The 9,640-nt window shown below is 74.5% G+C and carries 9 protein-coding genes; 1 reads left to right on the top strand and 8 read right to left on the bottom strand.

The annotated features are described in order from the left end of the window. A partial coding sequence (locus tag LG632_RS28190; protein ID WP_226730475.1) for an Hsp70 family protein occupies positions 1-1,104 on the bottom strand: 1,104 nt, incomplete at its 3' end. Between the two features lie 225 nt (positions 1,105-1,329). Between LG632_RS28190 and LG632_RS28185 the strand changes: the two genes are divergently transcribed. Then, complete coding sequence (locus tag LG632_RS28185) at positions 1,330-2,193, top strand: hypothetical protein (protein ID WP_226730474.1); 864 nt, start codon at positions 1,330-1,332, stop codon at positions 2,191-2,193. A 42-nt stretch (positions 2,194-2,235) separates the two neighbouring features. Here the strand turns inward: LG632_RS28185 and LG632_RS28180 are convergent, their stop codons facing one another. From LG632_RS28180 to LG632_RS28150, 7 genes are all read right to left on the bottom strand, one after another. Continuing rightward, a complete protein-coding gene (locus tag LG632_RS28180) occupies positions 2,236-3,807 on the bottom strand; it encodes a hypothetical protein (protein ID WP_226730472.1) in 1,572 nt (523 codons plus the stop codon). A gap of 136 nt (positions 3,808-3,943) precedes the next feature. Continuing rightward, complete coding sequence (locus tag LG632_RS28175) at positions 3,944-4,138, bottom strand: hypothetical protein (protein WP_226730471.1); 195 nt, start codon at positions 4,136-4,138, stop codon at positions 3,944-3,946. A gap of 99 nt (positions 4,139-4,237) precedes the next feature. Beyond that, entirely contained in the window at positions 4,238-4,897 is a 660-nt protein-coding gene (locus LG632_RS28170; protein ID WP_226730468.1) for an ABC transporter ATP-binding protein, read from the bottom strand. Beyond that, complete coding sequence (locus LG632_RS28165; protein ID WP_226730479.1) at positions 4,890-5,900, bottom strand: ABC transporter ATP-binding protein; 1,011 nt, start codon at positions 5,898-5,900, stop codon at positions 4,890-4,892. Before LG632_RS28165 ends, LG632_RS28170 begins: the two co-directional genes overlap by 8 nt. Before the next feature lie 5 nt (positions 5,901-5,905). Then, on the bottom strand, positions 5,906-6,733 hold the full coding sequence (locus LG632_RS28160) for an ABC transporter permease (protein ID WP_226730466.1): 828 nt from the start codon (positions 6,731-6,733) through the stop codon (positions 5,906-5,908). Next, positions 6,726-7,691 (bottom strand): ABC transporter permease, encoded by a 966-nt coding sequence (locus LG632_RS28155; protein WP_226730477.1) that lies wholly within the window; start codon positions 7,689-7,691, stop codon positions 6,726-6,728. The genes LG632_RS28160 and LG632_RS28155 overlap by 8 nt, the downstream gene beginning before the upstream one ends. A gap of 116 nt (positions 7,692-7,807) precedes the next feature. Continuing rightward, a complete protein-coding gene (locus LG632_RS28150) occupies positions 7,808-9,403 on the bottom strand; it encodes an ABC transporter substrate-binding protein (RefSeq protein WP_226730464.1) in 1,596 nt (531 codons plus the stop codon). Positions 9,404-9,640: the final 237 nt, after the last annotated feature.

The raw sequence follows: 9,640 nt of genomic DNA, 5'->3' as shown, positions 1-9,640 counted from the left end.
GAGGAGCAGGACGTCCTTGACCTCACCCTTGAGCACACCGGCCTGGAGCGAGGCGCCGATCGCGACGACCTCGTCCGGGTTCACACCCTTGTGCGGGTCCTTGCCGGTGAGGGAGCGCACCAGCTCGGTCACCGCCGGCATCCGGGTCGAGCCGCCGACCAGGATCACGTGGTCGACGTCGGAGACGCTGATCCGCGCGTCCTCGACCGCCTGGTGGAACGGTGTGCGGCAGCGCTCCAGCAGATCGGCGGTCAGCTGCTCGAACTGCGCCCGGGTGAGGCGTTCCTCCAGGTGCAGCGGGCCGTCGGCGGTGGCGCTGATGTAGGGCAGGTTCACGGTGGTCCCGGTGGCCGAGGACAGTTCGATCTTGGCCTTCTCGGCGGCCTCGCGCAGCCGCTGCGCCGCCATCCTGTCCTTGGACAGGTCGATGCCGTAGCCGTTGTGGAACTGCTTGACCAGGTGGTCCACGAGCCGCTGGTCCCAGTCGTCGCCGCCGAGGTGCGTGTCGCCGTTGGTGGACTTGACCTCGACCACGCCCTCGCCGATCTCCAGCAGGGACACGTCGAAGGTGCCGCCACCGAGGTCGAAGACGAGGATGGTCTGGTCGTTCTCCTTGTCCAGGCCGTACGCGAGGGCGGCGGCGGTCGGCTCGTTGACGATGCGCAGCACCTTCAGCCCGGCGATCTCGCCGGCCTCCTTGGTGGCGGTGCGCTGGGCGTCGTCGAAGTACGCCGGCACGGTGACCACGGCGTCCGTGACGTCCTCGCCCAGGTAGGCCTCGGCGTCCCGCTTGAGCTTCTGCAGCACGCGGGCGGAGATCTCCTGGGCCGTGTACCGCTTGCCGTCGATGCTGCCGTGCTCGGGGAACCGCCAGCCGGTCTCGCCCATGTGCCGCTTGACCGAGCGCGCGGTGCGGTCGACGTTGGTCACCGCCTGCCGCTTGGCCAGCTCCCCCACCAGGACGTCCCCGCCCTTGGCGAAGGCCACGACGGAAGGGGTGGTCCGCTGCCCCTCGGCGTTCGGGACGACGGTGGGCTCGCCGCCCTCCAGGACGGCCACGACGGAGTTCGTCGTCCCCAGGTCGATCCCTACGGATCGCGCCATGGCGACCACCTCCTGTCGTCGCACCACCTGCCACTGCCCGCCGCACCTGCCCGTCCCGCACGCGGATATGCCGGTGGGACCGCACGCGGTCGCCCGGGGCGGGCCGCCGGCCGCTGACCGAATCGCCGTGGCCCGCGCCGAGGCCTCCTTGACGGGGGCGCGGCGACCCCCAGAATCGAGCAGAGCACGGCCGTCCCCGGTGCGCCGCGAGGAGAGGTGGTGGCCATGACCGCGACAGACGGTCCCGCTCCGGTCACGGTGACGGGCACGGTTCACCCCCCGGACTACTTCCGCGTGGTGGAACGCGACGGCATCGACTGGGACGTGTGGACGGACGTGCTGCGGGGACGGATCGCCGTCGCGCACTTCCGCGGGGCCCTGGCTGCCGAGGCGTGCGAGCGGATCGCCCGCGCGCTGTGGGACAGCCCCGCCCTGCAGGCCCCGGCCGGCACCAGGAAGGGCTACCGGCTCGGGCCCGATCTCGTCGGCTCCGCCGACATGGACGCCTATCTCGACGCCGTCGAGCGGACCCGGCCGGAGGTCGACGCCGTGCTGGCCGCCGCCGGCGACCGGTCCGTGCCGGCCCTGCTCGCGGCCTACCGCGCGTACGCGGCGGACCGGGGGCTGGAGGTCCGCCTCGCCGAGCACGGGGGCCGGCGGGCGGCGGCGTACAAGCTGCGGGTGCGCACGAGCGCGGCGGGCTTCGCGCTGCTGCCGCACGACGACGCCGAGACGCTGCGCCGGGCCCCGCACCTGAAGGGGTTCGAGGTCCAGGACGCCGCGCACATCTGCGCCGCGGTCGCCTGTGTGGAGAACGACCGGGGCGGCGAGCTGGTGTGCTGGAACCTCTCCCCCGACCAGGAGTCCCGCGCCGCCCTCGGGTACGGCTACGACACCCGCGGCTACCCGGAGCGGTCGCTGGCCGGCTACCAGCGGCTGACCGTGCCGGTGCGGCCGGGCGACCTCCATGTGTTCGACGCGGGGCTGGTCCACGCCGTCGGCCGTCCGGCCGGGACGGGCACCCATCGCACGGGCGTGCAGTGGAACATGGCCTTCCACGACGCCACCACGATCCTGCAGTGGTCCTGACCGGCGGCCGTCCGGCTCCGGCGGACCGCCGGGCGGGGGCGGTCAGCCGTCGTGGTCGCGGACGGCCACGATGCCGTTGAACACCCCGACGTACGCGGTGCCGTCGGGGCCGAGGGTGATCGGCGCCCAGTTGTTGTCGTAGAGCGGGCCGGTGCCGGTCAGCCGGCGCCAGCGGCGTTCGCCGGTGCGGAAGTCGACGGCGGTGAGGTACCAGGCGTCGATCCCCCAGCTGTTGGGCTGCTTCTCGTAGACGTACAGGAGCCCGTTGCCGGTGGAGAGTTTGGGCACGGTCGAGGGCGAGCGGACGTCGCTCTCCCAGACCGTGTCGCAGCCGCTGCCGTCGGGGCGGACGTCGATCCGGGTGACGCCGCCGACGACGCTCTTGCCCAGCAGCAGGCTGGTGGGGTTCTCGTAGCCGTAGTTGTTCTCCACGACCAGGCTGTTGCCCCAGCTGATCAGGGAGTTGTCGGTGGTGGAGGCGCCGGACCGGAAGACCGGCACCCGGCACACCAGGCGGCGGTCGGCGGGGACGTCGGCGCCTCGGCGGAAGACCAGGACGTTCATCCGGTCGTCGGCGTTGTCGGTGATGGCGACGTAGCCGTCGCCGAAGAGGTCCGGCGTGGTGCCCGAACCCTGGTTCACCGAGCCGGGCTTGGTGCCCGTGCCGCGGTCGTACGGCTGGCGCCACTGCACCTCGGGAGTGCCGTCGGCGGCGGCGCGGAAGCTGTACAGGGCGTGGTCGGAGACGATGGAGACGCCGTCCTCGGCGACCGAGAAGGAGTTCTGGATCTCCTCGCCCGGAAGCCGCACCGAGCGGATGCCGCCGGTCGCGGGGTCGACCGTGCCCACCCGGCCCTGGCGGGTCACCCACCAGATCCGGCCGTCCCAGTCCGGCATCACGGAGGTGACGGGGTCGCAGCTGCCGCGGGGCCGCGGGTCGGTCCAGTCCGCGCAGTCGTGCGGGACGTGCGCGGTGAGGTCCCAGTCGCTCTCCACGGTGAACTGCCAGCTGCCGTCGGGCCGCCGGTCGTGGGCGAGGCGCAGGACGTGCTGACGGGAGTCGGCCAGGACGGCGCGGTCCTGGTCGTCGAGGTAGAAGTAGGCGCCGCCCGAGGTGTCCTTGAAGATCTTCGAGAAGTCCAGCGTGGTGATCGCCTCGACCGTGGAGGAACGCTGCGGGAGCTCGTGCACGGCCAGGGTCGCCAGGGTGCGGGGGTCGAGCAGTCTGACCTGGAAGCCGGCGAAGGTGCCGCACACGGTGACCAGCCGGCCGCCCGCGTCGAAGGTCGCGGTGGCGCACTCGCCGCCGAGCGCGGCGATCTTCTCGCTGGTCACCCGGGGGGCCCGGCCGAGCGGACCGGACCAGGGCACGGTGGCGCTGCCCCCGGCGTCGGAGTGCATGCCGCTGCGTCCGTTGGGCGCGAGGTACGGGTGCTGCGGCGGAGCCTGGCCGGGCAGCGGGGCGGCGGCCGCGGGCGCGCCGTCGTACGGTCTGACCAGGCGGTGTCCCGGTGCGTGGGGTATCTCCTCGGCCTGCGCCGGGGAGGTCCCGTACATCGCCGCGAACGCGGCGAGGGCCGGGACCACCGCGCAGTTCAGCGCTCTTCGCACCATCCGGTCGTCCTCCACTCCTCGGGGACGCGGTGCCGTCGGCACCGCGTCCGGCGTCGCGCCGCGCGCCGACGGTAGGCGGGCGGCGCCGAGGAGTAAATGGACGGGGCGGATCGTTCACGAGGGCGCAACACGGCCCTCAGGGGTCCAGGCTCTCGATCGCGGTGGCGGTGGCCGCGAGACCGTCGTGGAGGGTGGCGGCCACACTGCTGCTCGCCAGTTGGAAGCCGAGCAGCACACAGATCAGGGCGTGGGAGAACTTGAGCGCGCCGGTGCGCAGGAACAGCCAGGCGAGGGCGAGGAGCAGGACGACCACGGAGAGAGAGATCACCATCGAGAACCTCCTGAGTCCCGCGCCATGGTGGCGCAGCCGCAGGGGCCGCCGGGCGCACGGCGTGTCCGCCGTACGGGTGTTGACCGACGGTGACGGCCGTCAGGCGTCCGTGATCTCGCTCCAGTGGGCCACCCGGTCGCACCAGCGGGCGAGCAGGACCGGGTCGTGGCCGACCGCGAGCAGGCCCGCGCCGGTCCGGGCCCGGTAGTCCTCGACGACGCCCACCAGCGCCGCGGTCGTGGAGGCGTCCAGCATGGCGGTCATCTCGTCGCAGACCAGCCAGCGCGGCTCCAGCACCAACGCCCGGGCCAGGCAGGCGCGTTGCAGCTGGCCGTCGCTGACCTCGTGGGGCCGGCGCGCCAGCAGGTCCGCCCCGAGGCCGACGCGCTCGGCCAGCTCCGGCACGGCCGCGGCCACCTCGGCGCGCCGACCGGTGGCCCGCAGCGGCTCGGCGACCAGGTCGTGCAGGCGCAGCCGCGGGTCGGCGGCGAGCCGGGGCTGCTGGAACACCACGCCGACGGCGGTGCGCAGGGCGCGCGGCGCGCGGTGGCGGTAGCCGGTGACCGGGGTCCCGTCCAGGGTGAGGCTGCCGCGGTCGGGGCGGTGCAGCAGGGCGGCGACCTTGGCGAGGGTGGACTTGCCGCAGCCGCTGGGGCCGAGGAGTCCCACGGCCTCGCCGGGGCGCAGGGTGAGGTGGGCGCCGCGTACGACCGGGTGCCGCGGGTCGTACCCGGCGGTGACGCCGTCGAGCTCAAGCATGGTGGCAGGCCGTCCCTTCGGTGAACTCGGGTCGCTGTCCGGCGCACAGCGCGTCGGCCTTCGGGCAGCGGGCGGCGAAGGCGCAGCCGGGCGGCAGGGCGCCGAGCTCGGGCGGGACACCGGGGACGGGGGTGAAGGCGCGCTCGGGGAGGGCGTCGAGCAGGCCGCGGGCGTAGGGATGGCGGGGGCCGCCCGCCCCGAAGAACTCCCCGGCCGCGGTGGTCTCCACGATGCGTCCCGCGTACATCACCGCCACCGTGTCGGCGATGCGTTCGGCCGCCGCCAGGTCGTGGGTGATCATCAGCAGGGCGCGGCCGGTGTCGCGCGTGCAGGCGCGCAGTTCGTCGACGACGGCCTCGGCGAGCTGCCGGTCCAGGCCGGTGGTCGGCTCGTCGGCGAGCAGCAGCGGGGCGTCGCCGACGAGCGCGAGCGCCGTGGCGGCCCGCCCGGCGAGGCCGCCGGACAGTTCGTGCGGGTACCGGTCGAGGTGGCCGGGCGGGAACGCGGCCCGGCGCGCGGCCCGTTCGGCGGCGGCGCGCACCCGGGCCGCGCGCTCCCGGCGCCCGCCGGTGCCGACCGCCGCGCCGCCCAGGGCGCGGACGGTCTCCTCCAGGTGGGAGCGGACGGTCCGGACCGGGGTCAGGTGGGCGGCGGGGCTCTGCGGCACCAGCCCGACGCGTCGGCCGCGCACGGTCCGCGCGAGCGTCCGCTCGTCGGCGGCGAGCAGGTCGAGCCCGTCGGCGAGGAAGGCGGATCCGGCCGTCTCGGCGTTGCCGGGCAGCAGGCCGAGCAGGGCCGAGGCGAGCACGGACTTGCCGCAGCCGCTCTCCCCGACGAGCACCAGGCATTCCCCGGCGGCGAGCCGGAAGGTGGCGTCGCTGACGGCGGCCACCGGCGGCCGGCCGCGCATCCGGAAGCGCACGGACAGCCGCTCCACGCGCAGCACGTCCCCGGCGGGGACGGCTGGGCAGGACGGGGCGGTGCCGGTGTCCGCGGCGGGCACGGTGTTCACAAGGTCAGCTCCGAGCGGCGGCGCGGGCTCAGCCGGTCGCGCCAGGCGCCCGCGAGCCCCGCGATCGCGAGGGTGGGAAGGATGAGCAGCAGGCCGGGGAAGAGGGTGGGCCACCAGTCCCCGGCCAGCAGCGAACTGCGGGCGTGCTGCACGAGCGTGCCGAGGCTGGCCTGGCGGGCGGGCAGCCCGAGCCCGAGGAAGGACAGCGCCGACTCGTGCCACATGGCGTGCGGCACCATCAGGACGGCCGCGAGCCCGGCCTGCGGCAGCACGCCCGGGACCAGGTGGCGCACCAGGATCCGCCCGCGCGAGGCCCCGCCGGACAGGGCGGCGTCCACGTACGGCCGGGTGCGCAGGGACAGGATCTCCGCGCGGACGATCCGCGCCGTCGACGGCCAGTGCGTGACGGCCACCGAGGCGACCACGGGCCACAGTCCCGGCCGGAACAGGGCGACCACGAAGATCCCCAGCAGCAGGTGCGGCACGGCCGAGACGGTGTCCACCGTCCGCATCAGCAGCCGGTCCACCCGGCCGCCGAGCGCCGCGGCCACGGCCCCGACCGTCGTGCCGACGACGGTCGCCGCCACCGCGGCGACGGCGCCCACCAGGACCGAGACCCGCAGTCCGTGCAGGCAGCGCAGCAGCAGGTCGCGCCCCAGGTCGTCTGTGCCGAACGGGTGCTGCCAGGACGGCGGCAGCAGCCGCGCGGACAGGTCCACGGCCTGCGGGTCGACCGGCACGGCGAGCGGGACCACGAGGACCGCCAGCAGCAGGACGCCCGCCGCGGTGGCCGCGACCCGCAGGCGCAGGCGCGGCTCAGCCATCGAAGCCCACCCTCGGATCGGCCAGTCCGTACAGCAGGTCGGACAGCAGGTTGCCGACGAGGACGGCGACGGTGGCGAGCACGGTCAGTGCCGCCAGCAGCGGGAAGTCCACGGAGGTGGCGGCCTGCACGGTGGCGGCGGCCACGCCCGGCCAGCTGAAGACGGTCTCCACCAGCAGGGCCCCGGTGATCAGCTCCGGCACCCGCGAGCCGATCAGGGTCAGGGTCGGCAGCATCCCGGCCCGCAGCGCGTGCCCGAAGAGCACGGTCCGCTCGGCGATCCCCCGGGCGCGGGCCCCGCGGACCGGGTCCTCGGCGAGCGCGTCGGCCACGCCCTGGCGCACGTACAGGAAGAACCAGGGCAGTTGGGAGACGCCCAGCACCAGCGCGGGCAGCACCAGGTGGCGGGCCACCTGGCCGGCGGTCACGGTGTCCGCGCCGGCGTCGGTCAGTCCGCCCGAGGGCAGGACGCCGAGGCTGACGGAGCAGACCCAGACCGCGAGCAGGCCGAGCCAGAACGGGGGTGCGGCCTCCAGGACGTAGGCCGCCGCGGCGGTGAGCCGGTCCATCAGGCCGCCGGGCCGGCGGGCCGCGAGGACGCCCAGCAGGGTGCCGGCCGTCACCGCCAGCGTGAACGCGGTCGCGGCGAGCAGCACCGACCAGCCGACCCGTTCGGCGATCACGTCGGCGACCGGCTGGCGCATCACCGTGGAGGTGCCGAGGTCGCCGGTGAGGGCCGAGGTGAGCCAGTCCCACCAGCGGCCCACCAGCGGCCGGTCGGCGCCCAGGTTGGCGCGCAGCTCGTCGAGGTGCGCCTGCGAGGCCGTCAGGCCGGCCTGGCCGGCGTAGGCCTTGACCGGGTCGAAGGGCGAGAGGGCGGCGACCGCGAACACCCCGAAGGTGACGGCCAGCAGGACGGGCACGGCGGACAGCGCGCGGCGCGCCGCCATGCGGGCCATCGGCCGCCAGGGCGGCCCGGCGGCGCGCGGAGGGGCGCCCGGGTCGATGCGGGTGCGGGCGCCCGGGTCGATGCGGGCGTGGGCGCCCGGACCGGTGCCCGGGTCGGGGCGGAACGTCACTTCTTGGGCTTCCAGGTCTCCACGTTCCACCACGGGCCGGCCCCGAGGCCGTGGTCGTGCGGCTCGACCTGCGTGGTGAGGGCGCCCTGCGGCCCCTCCCACTTGTCGGCGACGACGTACAGGTGGTCGATGTGCGTCAGGAAGACGTAGCCGGGGTTCTTCACCAGCTCGCGCTGGACGGTGTCGTACGCGGCCTTGCGCGCGCTGCGGTCGCCGCTGCGCCGGCCCTCGTCGAGGGCGCTGTCCACGGCCGGGTCGGTGTACCGGGCCATGTTGTTGAAGCCGTCGCCGCCGAGCTCGGACTTGAGCAGCAGGTACTGGTCGAAGTCGGGGTCGGCGGGCGAGCCGCCGCCGGCGAGGACGGCCTCGGTCTCCATCCGGGGCTCGATGACCTCCCAGGTGCCGGCCTCGGTCCTGACCTCGATGCCGGCCTTGCGGGCGTCGGAGGCGAAGGCGAGCGCGTGGTCCTGGCGGATCTTGTCGCCGGAGGTGTACCAGAGCGGGAAGGAGGCGCGGACGCCGTCCTTCTCCCGGATCCCGTCGGCGCCCGGCCGCCAGCCGGCCTCGTCGAGGATCCGCTCGGCCCGCTCCAGGTCGTGGGGGCGCTCGGTGCCCTGGGCGAACCAGGGGCTGTCGGTGGGGACCGGGCCGTACGCGGGCCGGCCGGCGCCCTCCAGGAGCTTGTCCACCATGGCCGTGCGGTCGACGGCGAGGTCCAGGGCGCGGCGTACCGCCACGTCGCCGGTGACCTTGTGGCGGGTGGGCAGGGTCACGTTGCGGTAGTCGAAGGTGGTCGCGGTGTACGTGCGCCGGCCGGTGTCCTGGGCGAAGCCCTTGGCCAGGGCGGGCGGCAGGATCGCGGCGTCGAGCTCGCCGGAGCGCAGCCGCGTGGCGCGGACGTCGTCGTCCTTGACGACGGCCATGGTGAACTTCTTCACGGCCGGGGCGCCGCCCCAGTAGCGGGGGTTGGCGGTGAAGGTGAGCTTCTCGCCCTTGGACCACTGGGTGAGGACGTAGGGGCCGGTGCCGATCGGCTTCGTGGTGAACTCGCCGCTGTTGACGTCCTGCCGGCCCGCCACGTGCTCGGGGGCGATGGGCAGGACGGTCCGCTCGGCGAACGGCGCGTAGGGGTACTTGAGCCGGAAGACGACCGTGTCGGCGCCCTGTGCGCTGACGTCGGCGATGGCGTCGAGTTCGGTCTTGGCGGCGTTGTTGGTCTTCGCGTCGAGGATCGTGCGGTAGGTGAAGACCACGTCCTCGGCGCCGAAGGGGTGCCCGTCGCTGAAGGTCACGCCCTGGCGCAGCCGGTAGGTGTACGTGAGCCCGTCGGCGGAGACCTCGGGCAGGGCCACGGCGAGGGCGGGGCGCAGGTTCAGCTGCGCGTCGTGCGTGAGCAGGCCGTCGAAGATCTTGGAGTTGCCGTCCTTGCCGTAGCCCAGGAGCGGGCTGAGGCTCTCGGGCTCGTTGGCGATGCCCACGACGGCGGAATCGGCCGGGCCGTCGGAGGTGGGGGCGGCGCAGCCCGCCGCGCTCGCGATGAGTGCGGTGGCCAGCGCGGTCGCGGCCACCCCTCGTACCGTCCGGGCCGTCATGCTGGTGCACATCCCTGTATTGCCGTGTTTACGTTCATCTGTTCTTGCGAACGAGTCGCAATAATGACAGACGCGATCAGAAGAAGACGAACCCGCCCCTCTCCCCCACCCCTCGGCACGGGTCTTGCCCCTCGCCGCAGGCGCGTGCTCCCATACGGTGGACCCATAGGTCCAGACCTTTCGAGGAGGGTCGGTGCGCCCCAGCCTCACCGCCGCGCCCGCCGCCGCCCTGGCCCG

The organism is Streptomyces antimicrobicus (assembly GCF_020532625.1).
Classification (GTDB): Bacteria; Actinomycetota; Actinomycetes; order Streptomycetales; family Streptomycetaceae; genus Streptomyces; species Streptomyces antimicrobicus.
This window is presented reverse-complemented; position numbering and strand designations above follow the sequence as displayed.

What these genes read in the sequence shown, in the direction of transcription:
- LG632_RS28185 (WP_226730474.1), top strand. Translation starts at nt 1,330, where the DNA reads ATGACCGCGACAGACGGTCCCGCTCCGGTCACGGTGACGGGCACGGTT.
- LG632_RS28180 (WP_226730472.1), bottom strand. Translation starts at nt 3,807, where the DNA reads ATGGTGCGAAGAGCGCTGAACTGCGCGGTGGTCCCGGCCCTCGCCGCG.
- LG632_RS28175 (WP_226730471.1), bottom strand. Translation starts at nt 4,138, where the DNA reads ATGGTGATCTCTCTCTCCGTGGTCGTCCTGCTCCTCGCCCTCGCCTGG.
- LG632_RS28170 (WP_226730468.1), bottom strand. Translation starts at nt 4,897, where the DNA reads ATGCTTGAGCTCGACGGCGTCACCGCCGGGTACGACCCGCGGCACCCG.
- LG632_RS28160 (WP_226730466.1), bottom strand. Translation starts at nt 6,733, where the DNA reads ATGGCTGAGCCGCGCCTGCGCCTGCGGGTCGCGGCCACCGCGGCGGGC.
- LG632_RS28155 (WP_226730477.1), bottom strand. Translation starts at nt 7,691, where the DNA reads ATGGCCCGCATGGCGGCGCGCCGCGCGCTGTCCGCCGTGCCCGTCCTG.
- LG632_RS28150 (WP_226730464.1), bottom strand. Translation starts at nt 9,403, where the DNA reads ATGACGGCCCGGACGGTACGAGGGGTGGCCGCGACCGCGCTGGCCACC.